Source organism: Streptomyces sp. NBC_00258 (genome assembly GCF_036182465.1).
GTDB lineage: Bacteria > Actinomycetota > Actinomycetes > Streptomycetales > Streptomycetaceae > Streptomyces.
Map to the genome: position 1 here is coordinate 1,399,881 of NZ_CP108081.1, position 24,166 is coordinate 1,424,046.

At 69.0% G+C, this 24,166-nt stretch carries 20 protein-coding genes and 2 pseudogenes; 15 read left to right on the plus strand and 7 right to left on the minus strand.

Annotation, left to right across the window (positions count from 1 at the left end; all coding sequences use genetic code 11):
- The first annotated feature begins 13 nt into the window (after positions 1–13).
- A complete protein-coding gene (locus tag OG718_RS06620; protein ID WP_143643884.1) occupies positions 14–688 on the plus strand; it encodes a CBS domain-containing protein in 675 nt (224 codons plus the stop codon).
- A 182-nt stretch (positions 689–870) separates the two neighbouring features.
- On the opposite strand, the gene OG718_RS06625 is transcribed toward OG718_RS06620, so the two are convergent.
- Positions 871–1,236 (minus strand): amphi-Trp domain-containing protein, encoded by a 366-nt coding sequence (locus OG718_RS06625; RefSeq protein ID WP_143643883.1) that lies wholly within the window; start codon positions 1,234–1,236, stop codon positions 871–873.
- Between the two features lie 61 nt (positions 1,237–1,297).
- The gene (locus tag OG718_RS06630; RefSeq protein WP_373466108.1) at positions 1,298–1,732 is read right to left on the minus strand and encodes a DUF7144 family membrane protein; all 435 of its coding nucleotides are present in this window, start codon (positions 1,730–1,732) and stop codon (positions 1,298–1,300) included.
- A gap of 387 nt (positions 1,733–2,119) precedes the next feature.
- Between OG718_RS06630 and OG718_RS06635 the strand changes: the two genes are divergently transcribed.
- Positions 2,120–2,452, plus strand: coding sequence for a carboxymuconolactone decarboxylase family protein (locus OG718_RS06635; RefSeq protein WP_328843573.1), 333 nt, complete (start codon positions 2,120–2,122; stop codon positions 2,450–2,452).
- A 403-nt stretch (positions 2,453–2,855) separates the two neighbouring features.
- Here the strand turns inward: OG718_RS06635 and OG718_RS06640 are convergent, their stop codons facing one another.
- Positions 2,856–3,443: an Rv1733c family protein gene (locus tag OG718_RS06640; RefSeq protein ID WP_328843574.1), complete on the minus strand. Its 588-nt coding sequence runs from the start codon at positions 3,441–3,443 to the stop codon at positions 2,856–2,858.
- A gap of 225 nt (positions 3,444–3,668) precedes the next feature.
- Between OG718_RS06640 and OG718_RS06645 the strand changes: the two genes are divergently transcribed.
- Together OG718_RS06645 and OG718_RS06650 are read left to right on the plus strand one after the other, a co-directional pair.
- A complete protein-coding gene (locus tag OG718_RS06645) occupies positions 3,669–4,370 on the plus strand; it encodes a response regulator transcription factor (protein WP_328843575.1) in 702 nt (233 codons plus the stop codon).
- Positions 4,371–4,503: 133 nt separating this feature from the next.
- A complete protein-coding gene (locus OG718_RS06650) occupies positions 4,504–5,499 on the plus strand; it encodes an Acg family FMN-binding oxidoreductase (protein ID WP_328843576.1) in 996 nt (331 codons plus the stop codon).
- Here the strand turns inward: OG718_RS06650 and OG718_RS06655 are convergent.
- Entirely contained in the window at positions 5,485–7,218 is a 1,734-nt protein-coding gene (locus tag OG718_RS06655) for a sensor histidine kinase (protein ID WP_328843577.1), read from the minus strand. The genes OG718_RS06650 and OG718_RS06655 overlap by 15 nt on opposite strands.
- Positions 7,219–7,487: 269 nt before the next feature.
- On the opposite strand from OG718_RS06655, the gene OG718_RS06660 reads away from it, so the two are divergent.
- Positions 7,488–8,717, plus strand: a complete 1,230-nt coding sequence (locus OG718_RS06660; RefSeq protein WP_143645110.1) for a PP2C family protein-serine/threonine phosphatase — start codon at positions 7,488–7,490, stop codon at positions 8,715–8,717.
- Positions 8,718–8,743: 26 nt separating this feature from the next.
- Here the strand turns inward: OG718_RS06660 and OG718_RS06665 are convergent, their stop codons facing one another.
- Complete coding sequence (locus OG718_RS06665) at positions 8,744–9,118, minus strand: IS110 family transposase (RefSeq protein WP_328843578.1); 375 nt, start codon at positions 9,116–9,118, stop codon at positions 8,744–8,746.
- Between the two features lie 17 nt (positions 9,119–9,135).
- On the opposite strand from OG718_RS06665, the pseudogene OG718_RS06670 reads away from it, so the two are divergent.
- The 3 genes and pseudogenes from OG718_RS06670 to OG718_RS06680 all read left to right on the plus strand — a co-directional run.
- Positions 9,136–9,361, plus strand: a pseudogene (locus tag OG718_RS06670) (IS256 family transposase); the annotation flags it as partial.
- Positions 9,362–9,510: 149 nt separating this feature from the next.
- On the plus strand, positions 9,511–10,095 hold the full coding sequence (locus tag OG718_RS06675; RefSeq protein WP_328843579.1) for a dihydrofolate reductase family protein: 585 nt from the start codon (positions 9,511–9,513) through the stop codon (positions 10,093–10,095).
- On the plus strand, positions 10,092–10,505 hold the full coding sequence (locus OG718_RS06680; RefSeq protein WP_328843580.1) for a VOC family protein: 414 nt from the start codon (positions 10,092–10,094) through the stop codon (positions 10,503–10,505). Before OG718_RS06675 ends, OG718_RS06680 begins: the two co-directional genes overlap by 4 nt.
- A 262-nt stretch (positions 10,506–10,767) precedes the next feature.
- Here the strand turns inward: OG718_RS06680 and OG718_RS06685 are convergent.
- Positions 10,768–11,414: pseudogene (locus tag OG718_RS06685) on the minus strand (DinB family protein).
- Between the two features lie 812 nt (positions 11,415–12,226).
- Here OG718_RS06685 and OG718_RS06690 point away from each other — a divergent pair.
- The 7 genes from OG718_RS06690 (at position 12,227) to OG718_RS06720 (ending at position 20,831) form a co-directional block, all read left to right on the plus strand.
- The gene (locus tag OG718_RS06690; protein ID WP_328843581.1) at positions 12,227–13,339 is read left to right on the plus strand and encodes a sugar ABC transporter substrate-binding protein; all 1,113 of its coding nucleotides are present in this window, start codon (positions 12,227–12,229) and stop codon (positions 13,337–13,339) included.
- A gap of 36 nt (positions 13,340–13,375) precedes the next feature.
- Positions 13,376–14,155 (plus strand): ATP-binding cassette domain-containing protein, encoded by a 780-nt coding sequence (locus tag OG718_RS06695; RefSeq protein ID WP_186001421.1) that lies wholly within the window; start codon positions 13,376–13,378, stop codon positions 14,153–14,155.
- Positions 14,146–15,387, plus strand: coding sequence for a sugar ABC transporter permease (locus OG718_RS06700; RefSeq protein ID WP_328843582.1), 1,242 nt, complete (start codon positions 14,146–14,148; stop codon positions 15,385–15,387). The genes OG718_RS06695 and OG718_RS06700 overlap by 10 nt, the downstream gene beginning before the upstream one ends.
- 402 nt (positions 15,388–15,789) lie before the next feature.
- The gene (locus tag OG718_RS06705; protein ID WP_143642742.1) at positions 15,790–16,431 is read left to right on the plus strand and encodes a (2Fe-2S)-binding protein; all 642 of its coding nucleotides are present in this window, start codon (positions 15,790–15,792) and stop codon (positions 16,429–16,431) included.
- Positions 16,432–16,437: 6 nt separating this feature from the next.
- A complete protein-coding gene (locus OG718_RS06710; protein ID WP_143642741.1) occupies positions 16,438–17,418 on the plus strand; it encodes an FAD binding domain-containing protein in 981 nt (326 codons plus the stop codon).
- Positions 17,415–19,619, plus strand: a complete 2,205-nt coding sequence (locus OG718_RS06715; RefSeq protein WP_328843583.1) for a xanthine dehydrogenase family protein molybdopterin-binding subunit — start codon at positions 17,415–17,417, stop codon at positions 19,617–19,619. The genes OG718_RS06710 and OG718_RS06715 overlap by 4 nt, the downstream gene beginning before the upstream one ends.
- A gap of 75 nt (positions 19,620–19,694) precedes the next feature.
- Positions 19,695–20,831, plus strand: a complete 1,137-nt coding sequence (locus OG718_RS06720) for an XdhC family protein (protein ID WP_328843584.1) — start codon at positions 19,695–19,697, stop codon at positions 20,829–20,831.
- Positions 20,832–20,959: 128 nt separating this feature from the next.
- Here OG718_RS06720 and OG718_RS06725 read toward each other — a convergent pair whose 3' ends face one another.
- Positions 20,960–24,154: a family 78 glycoside hydrolase catalytic domain gene (locus OG718_RS06725; RefSeq protein ID WP_443054927.1), complete on the minus strand. Its 3,195-nt coding sequence runs from the start codon at positions 24,152–24,154 to the stop codon at positions 20,960–20,962.
- Between the last annotated feature and the right edge of the window lie 12 nt (positions 24,155–24,166).

Below are 24,166 nucleotides of genomic sequence, written 5' to 3' on the forward strand. Positions count from 1 at the left end.
CCAAGGAGTCACCATGCACGGCACACCGCACATCGTGAGCGACGTCATGACCCACACGGTCGCCGCCATCGGCCGCGGGGCGCGGTTCAAGGAGATCGTGCAGATGATGCAGGAGTGGAAGGTCAGCGCCCTGCCCGTCCTTGAGGGCGAGGGCCGTGTCGTCGGCGTCGTCTCCGAGGCCGACCTCCTGCCCAAGGAGGAGTTCCGCGACAGCGACCCCGACCGGTACACGCAACTGCGGCGGCTCTCCGACCTCGCCAAGGCCGGCGCGGTGACCGCCGGCGAGCTGATGACCTCTCCCGCCCTCACCACACACCCGAACGCGACGCTCGCCCAAGCCGCACGGACCATGGCTCGGGCCAAGGTCAAGCGGCTCCCCGTGGTCAACGACCTGGGCATGCTGGAAGGCATCGTCAGCCGCGCCGACCTGCTGAAGGTGTTCCTCCGAGACGACGAGGAGATCGCTGAGGAGGTCCGCAGGGAGGTCGTCTCGTACCTCCTCCCCGCGCCTGCATCCACTGTCCGGGTAGAGGTCCGGGACGGGGTCGTGAAGCTCGGCGGGCACGTCCGGGACACGTCCTTGGTCCCCGTGGCCGCGCGCCTGGTCCGGGCCGTCGAGGGCGTCGTGGACGTGGAGTTCGAGCTCACGGGACATGGCCGTTCCTCAGAGACAGCGCCTGCCACATAGGGACGGGGACGGGAGGAAGCCCTTTGGCATCAGGTCCGCACATGACGGTCTTACAACACCTGACACAGTGATGTGGATTGGTTCCTTGTTGCGGTGTCCGAGGAGTGCACCGCCGTGGGAGCCCGGGGTCCGCAGTCCTCAGGCACCCTCGGGCTGCCGCGGTCGGCCCGATTCGCAGCGACTCAGGACGCCTTCTTGGCAGGCCGCTTCGCGCCTTTGCTTCTGTTGGTGCCCGTGCTGCTGCGCCCCTGCTTTGCAGGGACGCCTTTTCGCGTTGTTGCCTCCGTGCCTGTGGCTGTCCGCGATCGCCCTGGCCGAGTCGGCGTGCTCGGCCACTTGAACTCGATCTCCAGCTCGATCTCCCCATTGCCGATCTCGACCTCGATCTCGCTGCGAAGGTCGTCGGGAATCCGCAGGCTCAGCGTTCCCGGGCTGAGTTCCAGTTCGGCATCCCCGCCTTCCCTCAGCGCGGCCGCGAGTGATGTGAGCTGGTCAGCTGCCTCAAAGCGTGACAGCGAACGCTTCCACTCAAACTTGAGGTCTTTCATGGGTGTCTCCGATCCGGATACGGCCTGGGTGTCGGACCGCACCTTGAGACCGTCCCCGGCTTCATCGCTCCGACGGACTGGGAGCCGTACACAGCGCCCAGATCACGAAGGCATTGATCGCAATCAGGACGATGGCCCAGAACGGCGCGTAGGGAATCCACAGGAAGTTCGCGAGCATGGCCAGGCCGGCCAGCCCCACGCCGACGACCCTGGCCCAGGTGGCGCCCTGGAACAGGGCAGCACCGGCGAGAGTGATGACGACGCCCATGACCAGATGGATCCAGCCCCATCCGGTGAGATCGAACTCGTACACGTAGTTGCGGGTGGCGACGAACACGTCGTCGTTGGCGATGGCGGCGATGCCCGCGAAGAGCATCATCAGGCCACCGAAGATCATCAGGACGGCGGCGAAGACCAGCCAGCCACTGCCTATACCGGTCCTCTCCGAACTCCGCACCGCCGCACCCGAGCGGGCCCCGCTCACATGACTGGTCATCGCCAGCTCCTTCGCGTCGTACGGCCCCGCGCGACCGCCACGTCTCCGTTCGGCCGGTCGGGCTACTTCCAATCTCGTCCTGTCGGGTGCGCTGCGCACGTCGACGTGCGGGATCGGCAGCTCTTGATGAGCAGTTCACAGGCCATCTGTGCAGGTCAGGACTACGTCGTCGCGCTTTCGGACAGCCGAGCGCGGCAGCTGGGCTTTCAGCACCTGCGGATGCCATCCCCCACAGGCTTTCTGCAAGTCGGCGCGGCGAACCACGCGCCCCCATGCACGGGGCCCGGATGGGTTCTAGGGTTGGGAGGAAGCCCCTTGCTCGCGGAACACTCGGTTCCTTGCGACACATATCTCGCAGGCTCGAAACGCACCAGGAGGGCATGCGCCATGTCCACTGCATCTGAAACCCCTGTCCTGGACACCCTCGCCGCCATGACGGTCGACTCGATCGAGCGATGCGGGCTTGCCCCGGACATGCTCATACTCACGCGCATCGCGGCGCTCGCCGCCTCGGATGCCCCGCCCATCTCCTACATGGCCCATATCGACCCCGCCCTCAGGAGCGGCCTGACCGCCGACCAGCTGCAGGACGTCCTGGTCGCCATCGCGCCCATCGTGGGCACCGCCCGCGTCATGACGGCAGCAGGCAACATCGCCACGGCCCTCGGAATCGCCATTGCCGTCGCCGACGCCGACGCCGAGATCCAATCCCAGGGCTGAGAGCGGACCCACCCGGCATCAGTTCTCCACGCGACCGAGATCGGAGAAGGCCACGGAGTCCGGCTGTCCGACGTGCCCGGTCCGTAGTGCTTCTGCGCCGCGGCTGGGACTTCCTCTGCACCAGCCTTGCTCCAGGTGACGGTGTGCGCGAGTTCCTACCTGGAACTGCGTGATCACGATTTCGAGGCGGTCGTCGGTGCGTGCGACGTCCGGGTGAAACTCCTGGTGCTCCTCACTCGGCGGCGTAACAGGCCCCGCCTTGGGCATGCCTCGAAGTTCCGGCTGCCGGGCGCCAGCGCCCCTTCCCAGTGGATGCGGCGGTCCATCGACTGCTTTGGGGGCCGCCTCCGGCCTGACGGCAGCGCGCCGAGAGGACGAAGCGGCACCTGACCGCATCGGGTCCTCAGCCAGTCGTGCGCCCCCACTGCGGCCCCACCAGATCCCACTCCTCGCCCCACCGCTCGGTGGCACGACGCTCCACGCGCAGGCGCACCGTGAGCCCGCCCACGAGGATCACGAGGCATCCGGCCATGGCGACCCCCGTGCCGGCCAGCGCCACACGTGCCGTCGCCTCCGCAGGACTGACGGGTTCGGACACCGCACGTCCTTGTCCGTCGGTCCACACCGTCACCTCGGTGTCCGCCTCGGCACCTGGCTTCACGCCTGCCTTGGCCGTGTGTGCGACCCCGTTGCCGTCGTTCCAGCGCACCTTCGCCTTCACGTGGTCGTACTTGATTCCGGTGGCCACATCACGCACACCGGTCGGCGCGGTCTCCAGCAGTACGGCGGCGACCGGTTGCCGGCCCGCGCGTTGCCGCTCGACCGCGCTCTCCATGGCCTGCGCGCCGACGACGCCGACAGCGGCACCGCCGGCCATCGCGGTCGCCTGGGCGGCCAGCACGACCCATGCCTCCACGGCATCGCTGTGGCGCCGTAGGGGATTGTTCCGCCACCGCCACCCCCGGACCTTCGTGCGCTTGACCTTCCGCATCGGTCACACCCCCTCATGGGCACCACAAGCAGGAGTAGTGCAAGGACGGTGTCACCGCGTGATCGCCGCCGGGAGGGGCCGCTGGTCCGTGGCCAGTAGGCCGGTCAGGGCGCATTGTGGGTTGGAGAGGGGCCGGTCGGCCCTAGTGCATCCAGTCCCGGCGCGTGACGATCGTCGTCACGGACAGTCCGCAGTCCGTCAGCCGCCGGGAAACAGGGGGTCGTCATGACCGAGGCACGCACCTTCACTGAGCAGGACCCGATCCGTGTCTTCCTGCTGGACGACCACGAGGTCGTACGACGCGGCCTGTCCGACCTCCTGGACTCCGAGCCGGACATCTCGGTGGTCGGCGACGCCGAGAACGTCGAGCACGCACTCGTCCGCGGCCCGGCCCTGCGCCCCGACGTCGCCGTCCTCGACGTACGCCTGCCCGACGGCGACGGGATCACCGTCTGCCGCGAGCTGCGCAGCCAGATGCCGGAGCTGGCCGTTCTCATGCTGACCTCGTTCGACGACGAGGAGGCCCTGCTCGACGCCATCATGGCCGGTGCCTCGGGTTACGTACTCAAGCAGATCAAGGGCTCCGATCTCGTCTCGGCGGTACGCACCGTCGCCTCCGGCCAGTCCATGCTCGACCCCGCGACCACCGCCCGGCTCATGGCCTCACTCCGTGCGGACCCCGCCGAAACCCCGGCCGTCGCCCCCGAACTGGCAAGCCTGTCCCCACGCGAACGCGACATCCTCGCCCTCATCGGAGACGGACTCACCAACCGCGAGATCGGCAAGAAGCTCTACCTCTCCGAGAAGACCGTCAAGAACCACATCTCCCGCCTGCTGGCCAAACTGGGCGTCCAGCGCCGAGTACAGGCCGCGGTCCTCGCCTCCCACCTCGAACAACCCGAATCCGGAGACCGCCCCACGAAGTGAAGCGCATCCGGGCCGTCCGGCACCGCACAGGGCCGTACGGCCTCTCCTCCCGCCTCTTGCGGTAACCGCACGCTGGGAACGGTTGCCGAGAAGCCCGGCCGATCCGTCGGCTCAGGGCGGTGAGGAATTCTCCATGAGGTCTGCGACTCTCGACGTCCCGACGCTGGAGACGCTCGTCTCCGCGGCCGTGGCCGCCCCCTCGATCCACAACACCCAGCCCTGGCGCTTCCGCCTCGACCCCGAGACCGTCACCCTGGAGATCCGCGCCGCCCCGGACCATGGCCTGCGCCACATCGACCCGACCGGGCGTGCCCTGCACCTCTCCGTCGGGTGCGCACTGCTCAACCTGCGGGTGGCGGTTGCGCACTTCGGCTGGGAACCGGTGACCCGCCTGCTGCCCCGGCCCGACGAGCCGGATCTGCTCGCCGCCGTACGCCTGGGCGGCACCGCCAGAAGCGCCTCTTCGCCGCGCCTGTACGACGCGGTGTGGCGCCGGCACAGCAGCCGCTTCCCCTTCTCTCAGCGGCCGCTACCCACCGCCGTACTCACGGAACTCGTCGAGGCCGCCCACACCGAAGGCGCGCTGCTGAGCCGTCTTCCGCCAGGCGAAACCGACCGTCTGCTGCACATCACCAGGGAGGCGGAGCACCGCAACACGGCCGACGCCGACCGAGCCGCAGAAAGCCGCCGATGGGTGCGTGATCCGAACCACGAAGCCCTTGGGATGCCGCCCGGAACACTGGGACCGCAGGACTTCCGGGAACAGATCCCGATGCGGGACTTCGGCGCCCACCGACACCCGGCCGTGCTGACCGCCCGCCCCTTCGAAAAACGGCCGACGATAGCCGTACTGTCCACCGCGCACGACCGTCGGACCGATTGGCTGCGCGCCGGCCAGGCACTCGAACGCGTCCTGCTCGTAGCCACCGCCAACGGCATACGGGCGTCGCTGCTGCACCAAGCGCTGGAATGGCCCGACCTCCGCGAGCAGCTCGCACCACTACCGAGTGACCGGCGCGGTCACGCGCAGATGGTGATCCGCCTTGGGTACGGCCCGCAGGGGCCCTCCTCCCCGCGTCGAACAGCTCGGCAGACACTCGTCGACGGCGTTCCTTCAGTCCCCTGCTGAGCCCGTCGGCACGCGCCACACCAGCTGCGTGCCCCCGCCGTCCGGCCGTTCACCGAGCGTCAGCGCGCCACCGAGCGCGCGGGCCCGTTCCTCGATGTTCTTCAGCCCACTGCGCGCGGCCCCGTCCGGCACTCCGCAGCCGTCGTCCGCCACCGTCAGCGCCAACTCTCCCCCGGCGCACCGCAGATGGATGTCCACAGAACGCGCGCCCGAATGCCGGACCGCGTTGCTGAGCGCCTCGCCCAGCACGGCGAGGGCGTGGTCTGCGACGTCACCGGGGACATCGGTGTCGACAAGGCCCTCGATCCGCAGTGCGGGCGTGAAGCCGAACGAGGTGGCGGAGGCCTTAACCGCCTCGGACACCCGGCCGCGCAGACCACTGTCCTCCTTGGCCCCTCCCCCGTGTGTACGCAGGCCGAAGATCGTAGAACGAATGATCTTGATGGTGTCGTCGAGGTCATCGACGGTCCGCGACAGCCGTTCCGTGCCCTCGGGGTGGTCCATGAACCGCTGGGCGCTCTGCAGGGTCATGCCTGCCGCAAAGAGGCGCTGAATCGCCAGATCGTGCAGATCGCGCGCGATCCGGTCCCGGTCCTGCAGCAGCGCGATCTGCTCCGCGTCCCGACGCCGCTGGGCCAGCTCCAGCGCCAGCGCCGCCTGACCCGCGAAGCCGAGCAGAGGCCCGCTGTCGTCGTCCGAGAACGGCGTGCGACCCACCAGGCGTCCCAACAGGAGCACTCCGCGGGCCTTGCCGCCGGCGCCGAGCGGCACCGCGACCACTGGGCCGAGCCCGGCCCAGTGCGACTCCCGCTCACCGGTACGGGCGTCATGCACTATGTCGACGCTGACCACCGGTTCCGCCGTAGTGAGCGCTGCCGCGACAAACCCCTCCTGGGCCGGGAGGACCAGCCCGCTGCGCCGTTCCGCGTCCGCCCCGACCGCGAGCACCGGCCGCAGTTCGTCCGCTCCGAACACATATTCCGCGATCATCCCGACGTCGGCCGAGGCAATCTCCTGAGCCTGCTCGACGATCAGCTCCAGCACCTCGGCACTGGGAGCGCCGGACAACAGCGTGCTCGTGACCTGCGCACTGGCCCGCATCCAGCGCTCGCGCATCCGGGTCTCCTCGTACAACCGGGCGTTCTCGATCGCCACTCCGGCCGCCACAGCGAGGGTGGAGAGCACCGACTCGTCCTCGGCGTCGAACTCAGCAGCCCCCCTCTTCTCGGTGAGGTAGATGTTCCCGAACACCCTGTCGCGCACCCGGATGGGCACCCCCAGGAACGAGTGCATCGGCGGGTGGTGAGCCGGGAAGCCGTACGAGGCGGGGTGATCCGACAGCTCCGGCAGCCGCAGCGGAACGGGATGGCGGATGAGCTCGCCAAGGATGCCGTGGCCGCTGGGCAGGTCACCGATCTCCCCGCGCCGTTCCTCGCCGATGCCCACGGTCAGGAACTCCGACAGCCTGCTGTCGTCGCCGATCACACCCAACGCCCCGTACTCGGCGTCCACCAGCACCACGGCGGCCTCGACGATGCGCCGCAGCACATGGGGAAGATCAAGCTCCCGCCCGACCGACAGCACCGCCTCCAACAGGCTGTGCACCCGGTCCTGCGTACCCCGCGCCGCGTCGATCCGTGCCTGCAACTCATCCAGCAGCTCATCCAGCCGCAGCTTGGGCAGCTGCTGCTCGGAGCCGCCGCGCCCTTCCCCGCTCATCAATTCCTCCGACCGACTCGCGCAGACAAGGTGCAACTCAACCCATAGACCTCGTTCTCACCGTACTGGCTGATGAACCATGCCGAGGGTCGTATGTGCAGACAGTTACGTCATGGCCAGGGCGGGAACTCGCCGGCGCAGGTCTCGCGGCTCAGGCCGGTGCGATACGGACCTGCCGGGCCGTCGAGGGAACAGTGCCCGGGCCCCGTGGCGTGTTCGCTCCTATCGTGGAACGGCACAGTGACCTTCGACGTCGAGGCAGGCCGGACATGAGGGAACCGCAGATCGACTACGCGGCGGTCTTCCAGGCCCTGCCCGGCATGGTGGCGCTGCTCACCCCCGACCTGGTGTACGCCGATGCCAACGACGACTTCCTACGGCTCGCCGGACGCACCCGCGAACAACTGCTGGGCCGCTACATCTTCGACGTCTTCCCCGAAAACCCGAACGAACCGGCCGCGGCCGGCATGCGGGAGACCCGCGCGTCGATGCTGCGGGTGGCGGCCACCGGCGAACGCGACGCCATGGCCCTGCTCCGCTACGACATCGAGGACCCCCAGCGCCCCGGCCACTGGCAGGAACACTATTGGAGTCCGGTCAATGCGCCCGTCTGCGGCCCCGACGGACAGGTGGTGCTGGTCGTGCACCGGGTGGAGGAGGTCACCGAGCTCATCCGCGCCCGCGGTGGCCCTGGCCGCGACAGCCGGGCCCGCGTGCTGGAAGCCGAGCTCTACACCCGGTCCCGCGAGCTGCAGGAGGTCAACGAACGGCTACGCACGGCGCACGCACACGAACGCGAGGTCGCCCTGGCCCTGCAGGCGGCGATGCTTCCCGCCCCCAGACCCCTCGGACACCACCGGGCGGCCGTGCGCTACCAGCCCGCCATCGGCTCCCTGAACGTGTGCGGCGACTGGTACGACCTGGTCGACCTGCCCGGCAAGAGCCTCGCGGTCGCTGTCGGCGACGTCGTCGGCCACGGTCTCGCCGCTGCCTGTGCCATGGGACAGCTGCGCAGTGCCCTGAGCGCGGCCTGCCGCGTCGCCGCCGGGCCGGCCCGGGCCCTGGACGCCCTGGGCCTGTACGCCCGCTTCGTCGAGGGCGCCGAGTCGACCACCGTGGTGACCACCTTCATCGACTGGAACGACCACACCATCACCTACAGCTGCGCGGGCCACCCTCCGCCGGCCCTGCTCCACCCCGACGGCACCGTGATCTTCCTCGACCAGGCCACCGACCCGCCGCTCGGTGCCCGGCCGGAACACGTGCCCCGCCCCCAGGCCCGCACGCCCTTCACCAAGGGTGCCACCCTCGTCCTGTACACCGACGGGCTGATCGAACGCCGCAGCGAGGACATCGACACCGGCCTGGCCCGCCTCGCCGACTCCCTCACCCACCACCGGCAATCCGACCCCGAGGCCCTGGCCGATGCCCTCCTGGCCGACCTCCTTCCTCCCACCGGCAACACCGACGACACCGCCCTGATCGTCATCCGTCTGTGACCCGTCCCCAGCCGGTCGGCGACGGGTCACAGGCGGGAGCGTCGTCGCGCGGGCCCGGCACACAGCGAGGGCGCGCAAACCCTGGGCGGCCGGTTGTGCGGCGTTCCGCCGGGCGGATGCAACCAACGGCCCCGGCTCGTCGAGCACGGCACGGTCGACAGCATCGAATGGACCTGGTTCTTGATCCTGGCGAGCTGGCGGACCACGTGCGTACGCCGCCCGATCAGTCGCCGCCTGCGGCTCGCGCGCTCGTCGGGCAGCCACACCGGCGGCAGGAAGTCCGCCGCCGGCAGCTGCGCGAGGATCCGCGCACCGACCTTGTCGGTCTTCACCCTGGCTTCGGCGATCGCCCTGGTCTTGTGCGGGTCAGAAACCACGACCCGCGCCGCTTTCGGGCGCATCAGCAGTGCGATCGCCTACGAACCCGATCGAGTCGACCTTCGCAGCCGGCCGGCTGCGGTCCAAGGTCGCCAAGGGGTGCCGGCTCCCGTGCGGCAACCTTGGCCATGGTGTTCAAGCTGGTCGAATCCGGCCAGACCCGCTGGCGGGCCGTGAACGCGCCCCACCTGGTCGCCCTCGTGCGGGCCGGAGCTTGCTTCGAACGCGGTCGGTTCGTCGAACGCCCAGAGGCTCGCGCAGCCTGAATGACCGCAACTGATCGTCTGCTCTTGATTTACGCCTCGTCAGGCCGATGAGTTTGCCTGCTGCCTAAAGTCTTCCACTTCGACATTCCCGCCCCGATGGGGCGAGAAGCGGAGCATCCCCATGCCATGGAGGAGAGATGGAGGCCAGGATGAGCAATCCGATTCGGCTGTACATGTCGATGTCGCTCGACGGCTACGTTGCCGGTCCGGACGATCGACCGGGCCAGGAGCTCGGACGCGCCGGTGGACGTCTTTTCAACTGGCTCGACGACCGGGAATCCGAGGGCCCCAGTGGACAGGTGTATCGCGAGGCGCTGGCGACCGGCGCGGTCATCTCCGGCCGTCGGACCTTCGAACTCGCCGGGCGGTGGCAGGGCGACCATCACGACGGTGTGCCGATCTTCGTCCTCACCCACCATGTGGAGGACGGGGACGTACCACCGGGCCACGCGCGATTCGTCACCGACGTCGAGGACTGCGCCCGTCAGGCCCGCGAGGCCGCCGGGGACCGGCCGGTCATGGTCCATGGGGCGGGAGCGGCCCAGGCGCTCCTCCGGGCCGGGCACATCGACGAGATGGAGATCCACCTGGTCCAGGTCCTCCTCGGGGACGGCCGACGGCTCTTCGACCACCTCGGGGGTGATCACATCGAACTCGACCTCGTGCGACGGCTCGAGGACCGTGACGTCACGCACCTCCGCTACCGGGTACGCCGCCCCAATGAGGCCGCATGAAGACGCTCTTCGTCGCCTACCGCGTCACCGACCTGGACCGCTCGCTCGATTTCTACACCGCCCTGGGCTACGTCGAGCTGGGCACGGTCGACGTAGGGGACGGGAGCCGCCTCGTGATCCTGAAGCTCCCCGGCGAACCGGCGGCCTCGCTCGAACTGGTCCACCGTCCCGTTGGCGGACGCGTCGACGTGGGCAGCGGTTTCGACCACCTCGCGATCCAGGTGGACGCACTGGCCGCCACCCTGGAGCGGCTGACCGGCGCCGGCCTGGAGCCGGGACCTGTCCAGTACCCGGGCGGGCCTCACGGCCCGAAGACATCATGGCTCACCGACCCGGATGGCTACCGGATCGAGTTGGTCGAGTGGCCGCCCGGACACCCCGACGGCCTCACCGCCGCGGACTTCTCTTGAGCGGTCCGGAGAGCGGAGTGAAACAGCGTCGCTTCGGGGCGGACGCGACGCAGCGTGAGGCGACATCCCCACCCCATCCACAGATCTTGACAATTACTCGAGCCCTTCACCAGGATGCCGCAGCTCTGCACACCGATTCGAAGAACTGCCAGGAGAAGGAAGCAGTTGGTTCTCCGGCCCAGAGCTGGCCAACCACCGCGTCGTTCTACGGCACTTCGATCACGCCGGCCCTCATCGCAAACGAGAATCACTGACTCAAGGTTTAGAGCCAATGCCGTTGCCTCAAAGCCTTGATTGGTGCGGCCGACCTGGCGGCCTCCTCGATCTTCGCGCAGTAGGCTGCACGGGCTTCCTCGTCGATCTGCCTCTCGTGTTCGGCGCGCACGCCGGTCCGGCCGTCGAGGCCCTCGCGGAGGATGTCGGCGTGCCCGGCATGCCGGATGGACTCGGCGAGGACATGGACCATGATGGCGAACAGGTTCGTGTTGGGATAAGGCTCCGGCCACCACGGCACGTGGCCGGCGGCGTCGAGGGGAAGTTCGTTCACCACGGCACGTGGCCGGCGGCGTCGAGGGGAAGTTCGTTGATCGTCGCGTCCGAGTGTTCCCACGTGCGCCGGTAGAACCCGATGATCTGATCGCGGGTCTCGTCCTCTGCCGCCCACAGATCGCTGCCGTCGGAGTCCTGCCACCGGGGCAGCGGTTCCGGGGAAGGGCGGTCGAAGACCTCACCGAAGTACCTGGCCTCGACGGTGGCCATGTGTTTGACCAGACCGATGAGGTTGGTCCCGGTCGCTGTCAAAGGCCGGCGGGCGTCGTATTCGGACAAGCCGTCGAGTTTCCAGAGCAGCGCCTTGCGGTCCCGCCGCAGTCTCCCGTGCAGGTTGCCTTTGGCGAATTCATCGATCATGCGGCATGAGCCTGCCACGGGTTGCTCGTGGTCTCACGATCCCGTACGTGCTCCGCAACGACTGGCAGAGCCGAGGCCTGGCCATGCCCGCCACCCCTGACCTGCTACAAGAAGCTCGCGAAGCTTGCCACGTGAGACAACCTCCTAGTAGCGCTTCGTTGGGTTCTGGTTCTGGTCAGGGGGCGGCCGCAGGTGGTGCAGGTGCCGGTCCAGCACCGCAGCAGGTCTTGCAGTGCGTCGAGGACTTGATAGAGAGTCAGGCCGCTCTGCGGACTTTTGTGTCGTAGCGCCACAGGGTGAGGAAGGCCTGGGCGACGGTGACGAGGGGGACGTCGTGGTGCCAGCCGGGCTGGTGCGTTCGGTGCGTGTGACCTTGGCGCGGAGCATTCTCCGCCGGGTCGGTGACTCGTAAGGAGGACCTCGTCCGTCAGGCGTTCGAGGAACGCGTCGGTGACGGGGACGTCCGCCACGACGTCCTTCACCGCGAGCAAGAGCTCGGTGTCGCCCGGTCAGCGGATCTTGACAGGACCTTGTCCACGGGTGCGCGGGGTGCACGTATTTGACGGCGATGTCGGGGTGGATGCCGAAGAGACGGACGAGGCGTACCGGGTCAGCCGTCTACTGAGCCTCGTAGAGGATGCGGTCGGCCTACACCTGGCGGGGCGGCAGTCCGATCGGCGTACCGCGAGGGTCGAGCCCTCTGCCACCGTCGGGGCCGGATATGAACAGGACGACGCCGACGCCCAGCCTGCGCTTGGTACTAAGCTCCTATTAGTGGGCACAATTGGGCAAAGTTCACTAAGGAACCATAAATGGGTCTCGGTGTCAGCCTTCCGGCCATGAAGCGCAGGTCCCTCACCCGTGCGTCCGTGGCGATCTCGGTTGCCGCCGGTCTGACCCTGAGCGGTGCCTGCGGCGGGGACGGTGAGGGCGGCGGCGACAGCCTCACCGTCGGCGTGCTGCTTCCGGGCGGCGGAGCCTCTCGTTTCGGGCAGTTCGACAGGCCGCTGATCGAGAAGAAGCTCAAGCAGCTGTGCCCTCACTGCCCGGCGGCGACCGTTGCTGCCACACCCGAGCCGGCGGTCCAGCGGCAGCAGCTCGAGGCCATGATCACCAGGGGTGTGGATGTCCTGATCCTCGCCGTCGTCGACGCCAAGGGACTGCGCTCGACCGTCGAGGCCGCGCACCGAGCAGGTATCCCGGTCGTCGCCTACGACCGACTCGCACAAGGCCCGGTCTCCGGCTATGCCACCTTCGACGGCGCGACGGTCGGCAAGCTCCAGGGCGAGGCACTCCTGAAGGCCATGGGCACGAAGGCGAACGGTGGCCAGATCGTCATGATGAACGGCGCCACGACCGACCCCAATGCCGACTGGTACAAGCAGGGAGCCCTATCAGTCCTCAAGGACAACGTAAAGATCGGCAAGTCGTACGACACGGTCGGATGGCGGCCGGAGAACGCCTACGTCAACATGACCGGCGCGATCGCCGCCCTCGGCGGGGGCAACATCGACGGTGTTCTGGCCGCCAATGACAGCCTCGCCGGCGCCGTGGTCTCCGCCTTCAACGCCACGGAGGTCAGACCGCTGCCCCCGATCACCGGCCAGGACGCCGACCTCGCGGCCGTGCGGCGCATCGTCCGGGGCGACCAGTACATGACCGTCTACAAGCCTTTCAAGCCCGCGGCCGACGCCGCCGTCGAGATGGCCGTCGCCCTGGGGCGCGGCGAGACGGTCGCGTCCATCGCCACCGACACCGTCGACAGCGCCACCACCAAGAACATCCCGGCAGTCCTGCTCCCGTCGGTCTCGGTGACGGTCGGCAACATCAAGGACACTCTGGTAAAGGATGGTATGTACACAATCGACCAGATCTGCACTCCGAAGCTCCGGTCCGCCTGCGACAAGGCCGGACTCACCCCATGAGCTTCCGCGGTGGCGGAGGCGGAAGGAGGTGGCCACGTGCCGGCACAGCCCCTGCTGGCGTTGCGCGGCGTCTCCAAGCGCTTCGCTGCCGTCCAGGCTCTGGTGGATGTCGAGCTGGAGATCAGGGCCGGGGAGGTGGTCGCCCTGGTGGGCGACAACGCCGCCGGAAAGTCCACCCTGGTCAAGGTGATCTCGGGAGTCGGTCCCGCCGACAAGGGCGTGATCGAGTGGCAGGGCAGCGCCATTCAGATCAAGCGTCCGCAGGACGCCCAGACCCTCGGGATCGCGACCGTCTACCAGGACCTCGCGATGTGCGGCAACCTCGACGTCGTCGGCAATCTCTACCTCGGCCGGGAAATCCACCGGCTCGGCATCCTCAACGAGGTGGAGATGGAGCGCCGCACCCGAGAGCTGCTGCAAACCCTGTCCATCCGCATCCCCGACGTACGTGCGCCGCTCGCCACCCTGTCCGGCGGCCAGCGGCAGGTCGTCGCGATCACCCGCTCGTTTCTCAGCGCGCCCAGGCTGCTCCTGCTCGACGAGCCCACCGCCTCCCTGGGCATCGAGCAGACCAATCAGCTCCTCGACCTCATCGAGCAAGTGCGAGACCGGGGCACCGGGGTGCTCCTCATCAGCCACAACATGGGTGACATCAAGGCCGTCGCCGACCGGGTCGCCGTGCTGCGCCTCGGCCGCAACAACGGCCTCTTCGACGTGAACACCACGTCCCAGGAACAGATCATCTCCTCGATCACCGGCGCGTCGGACAATGCCGTCGCCCACCGCACGACCAACCCGGAGGAGGCATGGCCGTGAGATGGAGGCGGACGCGGGCGCGCGCCGCCGGTGCCTCGCCCCCCGCCGGCCGTCTCAGGGCGCACGCCGGTGCGGTACGCCGCAGACTGCACGAGGCTGAACTCGGCCCGGTCCCGGCCCTGTTCGCTCTCGCCGTGACCTGGATGGTCTTCCAGGGCCTCAATGACAACTTCCTCTCCTCGCGCAACCTGTCAGTCCTCAGCGTGGACATTGTCGGGACCGGCATGATCGCCGTCGGCATCGTCTTCGTGCTGCTGATCGGAGAGATCGACCTGTCGGTGGGCTCGCTCGCCGGCCTGGCGGGCGCCCTGTTCGCGGCGCTGAACGTGAACCTTGGAATGCCGGAATGGCTCGCCGTGGTCATCGCGGTGATCTGCGGTGCCGCCGCCGGTGCCGTCCACGGATTCTTCTTCGCCAAGATCGGCGTACCCGCGTTCGTCGTCACCCTCGCGGGCCTGCTGGCCTGGAACGGTCTGATGCTCTACCTGCTGGGGCCGGAGAGCTCCATCAACTTCAGCGAGGACGGGTTGGTCGCCATGATGACCAGCCGCTACTTCAGCGCCGCCCTGGTCACCTACGGCCTGGCGGCGCTCGGCACCCTCGCCTACCTCCTCGTCGCCCACTACGACCGCAGGCGCCGCAGCGCCGCCGGCATGCCCTACCGGCAGGTGCGCGAGATCTGGGCGCGTACGGCTCTGCTCGCGATGGTCGCGTTCGCCGCCGTCTACGTGCTGGGCCGGTTCGAGGGCCTGCCGCTGGCGCTCCTGATCTTCCTCGCGGTCGTCGTCGCCTCGGACCTCTTCCTGCGCCGCACGCGCTACGGCCGGCAGGTCCTCGCACTGGGCGGCGGTGTGGAGGCGGCCCGGCGGGCCGGCGTCGATGTGGCGCGCGTGCGGATCGCGGTGTTCCTGGTGTCGGGGACCCTGGCCGCGGTCGGCGGCCTGTTCGTCGCGTCGCGGCTCACCTCGGCAACCCAGGTCCCGGGCTCCGGCATGCTGCTCATCAACGCCATCGCAGCTGCCGTCATCGGTGGCACCAGCCTGTTCGGCGGACGCGGCTCGACCTGGTCCGCTCTGCTGGGAGTGCTGATCATCCAGTCGATCGCCTCGGGCATGGCGCTGCTGGGAGTCGAGCCCGCGGTCCAGTTCATGATCACCGGTGGAGTGCTGCTCACCGCGGTCGTCTTCGACTCGTTGGCACGACGTGCCGTGGAGGCACGCGGGCGGGCCTGAGGGATGTGCGGTCACCGGCCACCCGACCAGGGCGGTGGCGACGCGGTCGCGGATCAGCGTGGCGATCTGGGCGGCGTGACCTGCTCGTCGGTCAGAGTGCGCGGCGAGGAAGTTCGTGGAGCCGATGCCCAAGTCGAGTCGTGGCTGCGGCGCATCGGCGCTCTCCGTGACTGACCCCTCAAACGCCCCAGTCTGACATCGCCGTGGCCCGTGGGACAGGTGGGAGAGAGGCCCTGTCACAACCTGGCTGACTGTTCCCTGGCACAACACGGCCTGCCACTCGGCCAGTTGGCCCGCAAGGCTGTACGGAAGCCGAAGTGCCATGAGGGCAGCGGTGAACCTCCGTCCCGGGCTCACACCGATCAGCAAGTCCCCCACCTTCCTCGTGTCGAGAGAGTGAGCATGTCTACCGAAACTCCCGAGTCGGCCACGTCTCCCCCCGCCGAGCCGCCGTCCGCACCCTCGCGTCGGACCTTCATCGCGACGACGTCCGCGGTCGGCGGTGTCATCGCGGCGGGCGGCCTGGTCGCCGGTCCGCCGCTGCTCGGCGTCGAGGAGGCCGCTGCCGCCGAGGCGGCGCCCAGCAGCCGTGTCACCTTGACCGTCAACGGCCGGCGGCACACCGTCACGGTCGACAACCGCACCTCGCTCCTTGACCTGCTGCGCGAGCACCTCGGCCTGACCGGCTCGAAGAAGGGCTGCAACGCCGGAGCCTGCGGGGCGTGCACGGTCCTGGTCGACGGAACCCGGGTCAACTCCTGCCTCACCCTGGCCGTACGCCTGGACGGAGCCGAGGTCACCACCATCGAGGGGCTGGCCCAGGGCGACCGGCTGCATCCGCTGCAGCAGGCGTTCATCGACCAGGACGCCTTCCAGTGCGGCTACTGCACCCCGGGCCAGATCATGTCCGGGGTCGGCTGCATCCAGGAAGGACACACCGGCTCCGCGGACGAGATCCGGGAATCGATGAGCGGCAACATCTGCCGCTGCGGCTGTTACGTGAAGATCGTGCGCGCGGTCGAGCAGGCTTCGGGCCGGAAGTGAGTGGCGATGTATCCCTTCTCCTTCACCAAGGCGCCCAGCACACGTGAGGCCCTCGAAGCCGGTCGGCGCGGCGGCCGTTACATCGCAGGCGGCACCACCCTGGTCGACCTGATGCGAGAGACCGTCGAACGTCCCGAGACCCTGGTCGACATCAGCGACCTGCCGCTGCGGGAAGTCACCGTCACCGAGCGCGGCGGGCTGCGCATCGGCGCGTTGGTGACCATGACCGACGCCGCCGCCCACCGCAAGGTACGCACCCTCCATCCGGTCATCTCGCAGGCTCTTGAACTGAGCGCGTCGGCGCAGCTGCGGAACATGGCCACCATCGGCGGCAACATCATGCAGCGCACCCGCTGCACGTACTTCCGTGACGTGACGGCCGCCTGCAACAAGCGCGAGCCGGGCTCCGGTTGCGCGGCCCGGGAAGGCTTCAACCGCACCCACGCGATCCTGGGCACCTCCGAGGACTGCGTGGCCACCCACCCTTCCGACGTGGCCGTCGCCTTCGCCGCCCTGGACGCGCGAGTGCATCTGCTGGGCCCGGGCGGGCAGCGTACGGTGCCCTTCGCCGACTTCCTGCTCCGGCCCGGGAGCACACCGAACCGCGAACAGGCCATCCGGAGCGGCGAGTTGATAACCGCCGTGGAGATACCGGCGTATCCACGCCCGCTCAGGTCCGGCTACCTGAAGGTGCGTGACCGCCAGTCCTACGAGTTCGCCCTCACCTCGGCCGCCGTCGCCCTGCACGTCCGCGGAGGCGTGATCCGCGAGGCCAAGGTCGCCGCCGGCGGGGTGGGCACCGTGCCGTGGAAGCTGGCTGCCGTCGAGGAAGCCCTCATGGGTGAGCGCCCTTCGGACCGGCTCTGGGCCCGGGCCGCCGAGTCGGCCGCGGACGGGGCGCGCCCTCTCACGCACAACCGCTTCAAGGTCGAGCTGCTCGTGCGGACCGTCGAACGCCAGCTGCGCATCGTAGGAGACACCAAATGAGCCCCCAGCCGCAGGCAGCCGTCGGCGCACCGCTCTCCCGGGTGGACGGGCGCCTGAAGGTGACCGGCCAGGCGAAGTACGCCGCCGACCACGAGCCCAGCGGGCCAGAGGGTGTTGTGCACGCCGTCGTGGTCGACAGCAGTGTCGCCCGTGGACGCATCACCGGCATCGACACCGGCGCCGCCGAGGCCCAGCCCGGCGTGCTGAAGGTGCTCCACCACCGCAACGCCCCCAGGCTGCCGTACGGGCCCAACCCGGGCTCCTTGAACCTGCCCGGTGAGCGGCTGCGCGTCTTCCAGGACGACCAGGTACGCTTCCACGGCCAGCCCGTCGCCGTCGTCGTGGCCACCACCTTGGAGGCCGCCCAGCACGCGGCGAGCCTGGTGGAGATCGACTACTCCGTGGAGCCGTCCACGACCGACCTGAGCGAGGCGCCGGCGACGGGCGAGCCCGTCACCTATACGCGCGGCGACGCGGAGGCCGCTCTGCAATCCGCCGCCGTTCGGCTGGAGATGACGTACCGGCCCGCCCGCAACCACCACAACGCGATGGAACTCCATGCCACCGTCGCCCAGTGGGACGGCGACCGGCTCACCCTGTGGGACAAGACCCAGTGGGTGCAGAGCCCGCGAGCCGAGGTCGCCGCCAATTTCGGTATACCCGCGGAGTCCGTCCGCGTCATCTCGCCCTTCGTGGGCGGTGCGTTCGGAAACGCGGCACGGGCCTGGCCGCACATCACCATCGCGGCCCTCGCCGCCCGCGAGGTGGGGCGCCCGGTCAAGCTCGTACTGACGCGCAGGCAGCTCTACTTCGGGGTCGGATACCGGCCGGCGTACGAGTACAAGGTCCGGCTGGGCAGCGACCGCCGCGGGCGGCTGACCGCCATGACCCACGACCTGCGCGCCGAGACCTCCCGCTACGAGAGGTTCTCGGAACGCGGCGTCCTCTCCCCCGGGCAGATGCTCTACACCACCCCCAACGTCGCCCAGACGCACCGGACCGTGCCGCTGGACGTGAACACCCCGACCCCGATGCGCGGCCCCGGCTACTCCACCGCCGCCTTCCCCATCGAGAGCGCGATGGACGAACTCGCCCACGAGCTCGGCATCGACCCCATCGAACTGCGCCGGCGCAACGAACCCGAGAACGACCAGGCCAGTGGGCGGCCGTTCTCCACCCGACGGCTGCGCGAGTGCTACACCGTCGGCGCCCGCGAGTTCGGCTGGAGCCGCCGCGACCCCCGGCCCCGCTCCACCCGCGACGGCGACTGGCTCATCGGCACCGGCATGGCGACCGCGCTGTACGACACCCTGCGCGCCCCGGGCCAGGCCTCGGTGCGGCTGGACGCCGACGGCACCGCCCTGATCGAGTCCTCGACCAGTGACATGGGTCCCGGCACGTACACCTCCATGACCCAGGTCGCCGCCGACGCCCTGGGCCTCGCGGTCCGCAACGTCACCTTCCGGCTCGGCGACACGAACATGCCCACAGCCCCGCTCCACGGCGGCTCGCTCACCATGGCCAGCGTCGGCTCCACCGTCCAGGACGGCTGCGACAAACTGCGGCAGCAGGCGATCCAACTGGCCGTCGAGGACGAGGACTCACCGCTGTACGGCGCCGATGCCGACGAGATCGTCGTACGGGGAGGGCGGCTGCATCTGAAAAACAACCCAGCGCGCGGGGAGACCTACCGGCAACTCCTCGCCCGCAACAACCGCACCCACCTCGAAGCGGACGGGTCCTGGACTCCGGGGCAGTCCCGGTCCTCCATGTACGCCTACGGCGCGGTGTTCGCCGAGGTGGCCGTCGACGCCCGCCTCGGTCTGGTCCGGGTGCGGAGGATGCTCGGCGTCTTCGACGCGGGCCGGATCATCAGTCCCAAGCTGGCCGACAGCCAGGCCATCGGCGCCATGACCGGCGGCATAGGTATGGCTCTGCTGGAACACACGGTCACCGACCACCGCGACGGCCGGATCGTCAACGCCAACCTGGCCGACTACCTGGTCCCCGTCAACGCGGACGTCCCCGACCTGAAGGCGATCTACGTCGACGGCCGCGACGACGAAGCCGACCCCCTCGGCGTCAAGGGTCTCGGCGAAGTCGTCCTGGTAGGCGTGGCACCCGCCATCGCCAACGCCGTCTTCCACGCCACCGGCCGACGAGTGCGCGACCTGCCCATCACCGCCGAGGCGCTGATCTGAGCCAGGCCTCGGGCAGTGGTGCACACGCATCGCTGCCCGAGGCCTGGAGCCGCTGTTCCTACTGGAGACCCGCCCATGCTGAACATCGCGGACACGCTGCGCACATGGTGCCGCGAGGCCCGCCCCTTCGCCCTCGCCACTGTGATCCAGGTCAGCGGCAGCGCACCGCTGCCCGTCGGCACCTCTCTGGCCGTGGACGCCGACGGCAACGTGGTCGGCAGTGTGTCCGGAGGCTGCGTGGAGGGCGCCGTCTACGAGCTGTGCCAACAGCTGCTCGAGTCGGGTGAACCTCCAACCCGAGCGCGGTTCGGCTACTCCGACGAGGACGCCTTCGCCGTCGGCCTGACCTGCGGCGGCGAACTCGGCGTCCTCGTGCAGCGGATCGATTCCGTCGACCGGCCCCACCTCGTCACGGCACTCGGCGAGGTGGCGTCCGGCAGGCCGGCAGCCGTGGCCCAGATCATCGACGGACCCGAGGAACTACTCGGCCGCATGCTGAGCGTCACCGACGACGGCCGCACGCACGGCGTCGCGGGCAGCACGCAGTGGGAGCGTGCGGTGGCGGCGCAGGCTCGCGCACTGCTGCGCGCGGGCCGTACAGGTCGTGTCGACCTGGGCGGAGACGCGGTGACCTGCCCGGAGAGCCTGTCCGTCCTGATCCACACGCATGCGTCACGCCCCCGCATGTTGATCTTCGGCGCCATCGACTTCGCCGGTTCGCTGAGCGAAGTCGGCCGGTTCCTCGGCTACCGGGTCACGGTGTGCGACGCCCGCCCCGTCTTCGCCACCCCTGCCCGCTTCCCGCACGCCGACGAGGTCGTCGTCGACTGGCCGCACCGCTACCTCGCCACCGCCGAGGTGGACGCCCGCACCGTCGTCTGTGTCCTCACCCACGAGGCCAGGTTCGACGTGCCTCTGCTGCGTCTGGCACTGAGTCTGCCGGTGGCCTACGTGGGCGCGATGGGCTCGCGCCGCACCCACTCCCATCGCCTGGAACTGCTGCGCGAGGCAGGCGTGTTGGAGGAGCATCTCGCCCTCCTGCACTCCCCGATCGGTCTCGACCTGGGCGCCCGCACTCCCGAGGAGACGGCACTCTCCATCGCGGCGGAGATCGTCGCTCACACGCATCAGGGCTCGGGTACGCCCCTCACCCGGAGCGCGGGGCCCATCCATCACCGAACGACACCGTCCATGGCTGCCTCTCCGGCGTGAGCGGCCGGCACACGACGACTACATCCATGAAGTCGTCGAACAAGGAAGTAGGTCCCGGCGGCGCGGTCGGTCTGCGGTGCCAATGTGGTACCGCAGACCGACCGCGCCGTCATTTCTACGTGTGTTGATCAGCGAAGCCGTGTGGTCAGGCGGAATGTGCCGGACGGGATCCGGTACGAGGACACCCCGTCCGTGTGGCCGAGGAAACGCACGCCGTCCACTCGTGCCAACGGCGTTCGTCCTTCGCGAACGGAGTCGGCGGAGGCCGCCGGAAGCCGCAGGGTTGCCCCGCTGTTCGCGGGCACGACCGCGTCGTAGACAAGGCTCCGGCCTCCGTCACCGACCGCCCACTCGCTTCTGATCCTGCCGTACGGAGACTCGTACGAGGCTGCCACCTGGGTGATCCTGCCGGTGGGATCGATGTGCGGTTGCAGAAGGAAGTGCTTGAAGCCGGGGTTGTCCGGGTCGTGGGCGATGCCTGCCATGTAGGCGTACATCCACTCCATGATCGCGCCGTAGGCGTAGTGGTTGAAGGAGTTCATGCTGACCGGGCCGAATCCGTCGTCCTCGGAGAAGGAGTTCCAGCGCTCCCACACGGTGGTGGCACCGTTCTTCACCGAGTAGAGCCAGGACGGCAACTCGTCCTGGTGCAGCAGTTTGTACGCCAGGTCCGCGCGGCCCTCGTCGGTGAGGACGGGGGCGAGGACGTTGACGCCGAGGAAGCCGACGGACAGCGTGTTCTCGGCGTACCTGACCCGGCTGCTGTTCGGGTGTGCTGCCTTGTAGGCCTCGTCGTTGCCGATGTTGTCCGCCAACAGCCCTACCAGTGTGCGGCGTTGGGCCTCGGTCTCGTAGAAGCCGAGCTTGAGGACCCAGAGCAGCGCTGTCTGGCTGTTGTCCTCGGTCTTCTGGTTGGGGTCGGCACCCGGTTCGATCGGAGAGGCCTCGCCCAGGCCGGACTTGACCGTGACCGTGCCGCCCTCGGTGCTCAGGTACTTGGTGATGAACGCCTGCTTGATGTGCCCGAAGAGCCGGTCGTACGCCTGCCCCTCCGCCGTCCTGCCGATCGCGCGGGCCATCCGAGCCATCAGCTGGGTGCTGTAGCCGTAGTAGACGTCGCTCATCATCTGGGCGCTGGTCTTCTGCGGCGCCAGCCAGTCGCCGGTGAGGGAGCCCTGTCCGGCGTAGGTATCGCCGGCCTGCTGCCGGATCCAGTCCAGGTAGCGGGTCATCGCGGGCCAGTTGTCCTTGACGACGGTCGCGTCGCCGGTCATCTGCCACACGGTGCACGGCACGATGACTCCGGCATCCGCCCAACCGCTGCCGCCGCCCGGGAAGTTGTACCGTCCGGTGGGGGCCACTCCGGTGAACTGCGCTTTGTCCACGCCGTAGATGACCTGGGAGTCGACGACCGTGTCCTGGAAGTGGCTGAGGAAGACACCGGCGTCCGCGTTGTACAGGCCGGTCGTGGAGAAGACCTGGGTGTCGCCGGTCCAGCCGAGGCGTTCGTCGCGCTGCGGGCAGTCGGTGGGCACCCAGAGGTAGTTGCCACGCTGGCCCCAACGGATGTTGCTCGCCAGCTGGTTGATGTCGGGATCGTTGGTGGTGACGGTGCCGGTCTCGCGGATCGCGGACGTGGCGACCTTCCCGGTCAGCCGGGTGATCGTGACGGTGTCCGTCGCGGTGACGGACACGTAGCGGAAGCCGTAGAAGGTCAGAGAGTCCTGGTGGGTCTCGCCGCGCCGGTCCCCCTTGAGGATGTACGTGCTGGTGGCCTTGGCGCTGCGGAGGTTGGCCCGGTAGACGGACCCCTCGGGGCCGTCCGCGCCGGCGCTGTCGTCGTTGAGCATCTCGCCGAACTTGAACTCGACCCTGGCTCCGGCCGGGCCGCGCAGGCTGTAGCGGGGCACGCCGACCATGTTCTGGCCGAGGTCGAAGACGACGGTCTCGCCATCGCCGATCGTGACGGAGGCGGAGGCCGCCTGGGCGGGATCGGTCACCGTCCGGGCGGGGTCCACGACAATGCGCCCCCTGCCGTTGGGGCTCCCGTCCTGTCCGGTCACTCCTGTGGCGACGGTGACCGACTGCGGTCGGCGATCCCACTTCGGCATCAGGCGAGCGGTCTCACCGGGGTAGGCGAGGAGCCGCGTCTCCGGGTACTTGTCGTCGAAGGCGACGCGTTCCACGTCCGACCAGGCGGAGTCGTCGAATCCGTGCGACGTCCAGCCCTGCAGCTCCTTGCGGGCGTCGTAGGTCTGGCCGTCGTAGATGTCGTCAGCGCGGTAGGGACCGGTGTCCGTGGCCTTCCAGCCGCCGTCCGGCTCGGTGACGATGGTCTGCGACGTCCCGTCGGCGTACGAGATCAGCAGCTTGGCCTTGACGGCCAATGCGTTGCCCTCCTCCGAGTAGTACGTACTGCCCTCGGAGATGCGGCCGTTGTACCAGCCGTTGCCCAGGACGACCGCGAGGGTGACGTCCGAGTCCCGTGTCACCAGGTCAGTGACGTCATACGTCATGTAGTTGACGCGCGCGTCGTAGTTCGTCGAGCCCGGGGGAAGCAGTTCGATCGTGGTGTCGCCGTCCTGCGGAACGCTGACATGGCGTGCGTTGACGTAGGCCTCGTAGACGCCGAGGGCAGAGATGTACAGTCGCGCCTCGCTGACTTTGGGTCGGCTCTTCTCGGCGCTCCCTGTCCTGATGGGCTCCTTCTTCCGGAGCATGGGTGCGCCGGCCGAGTTGGGGGTCTTCCCCTTCATACCGATCCACTGCGCGCCGTCCCATCCGGTCAAGCCGTTGGTGCTCATGAGGCCGGTCTCGAAGAAGGAGGGTGTGGCAGTGCCGACCGGGCGACCTTCGGCGTCCCAGACCGTGACGGTCCAGTGGTAGCGGGTCGAGGCGCGCAGTGACTTGCCCGCGTAGCGGACGGCCACCGAGTCTGAGGAGCCGACGCGGCCGCTGTTCCAGACGTCCGCGCGGGCGGCGGTGAGCTTGCCCGGCGAGGTCGCCACGAGGATCTGATAGGCGCCTTGGCCACGCCCCCGGCCTTCCGAGCGCATGCGCCAGCCGAATCGCGGCAGGGTTGCGTCCACGCCCACGGGATCAGTGCGGTGTTCCACGGTCAGCCCTGTCACCGCGCCGCCCTCCGCGCGTGATGCTTCCGCCGCATTCGCTCCGCCTCCCAGGACGCCAACCGCTACTGGCACGGCTCCGGCCGTCGCGGCAAGCACGGTTCGACGACCAACTCCGGTCCTGTCCTTACGGGGTGGAACGGCCTCGTCAACATCGCGGTCGCCGCCGTCTCCACTGCGCGCTTCATGGTGCACCCATCTGCCTTT